General features: G+C 46.1%; 1 protein-coding gene. It reads right to left on the bottom strand.

What is annotated here, in order from left to right; genetic code table 11:
* Positions 1-52 precede the first annotated feature (52 nt).
* Positions 53-382: lipase secretion chaperone (locus A3766_RS10400; protein WP_304440963.1), on the bottom strand; the 330-nt coding region annotated here is incomplete at its 5' end.

The raw sequence follows: 382 nt of genomic DNA, 5'->3' as shown, positions 1-382 counted from the left end.
AAACACAGAGGATGCTACACAAAGTTAGTTCAGTGCTCAATGAATAGATGGGCTAAACGTCAGCTTTGCGCTCGTAAACTTTCACTCGAATCTGCTCGCGTGAGTCAAATTGACTGGCACGTAATGTATCAACTTGAGCCTGACGCTCTTCAGCACTCAAGCCTTCTATCAATAGGATTTCTTGTCGTTGATCCAGAAAACTATCAATACGCGCTTGCCATTGAGCGCGCTCCTGATCCAAAGTATCGAAACGTTCAGCTGCTTCAACACCAAACATTTCAACCCTAACCGCTCTGACTTCATCATAGCCGCCACCCTCTTCTTCTATTTTGGCAACACGGGCATTTAATTCGTCAGTGATACGAGCCTCTCTACGGGACTC

Source organism: Oleiphilus sp. HI0132 (assembly GCF_001635845.1).
This window is presented reverse-complemented; position numbering and strand designations above follow the sequence as displayed.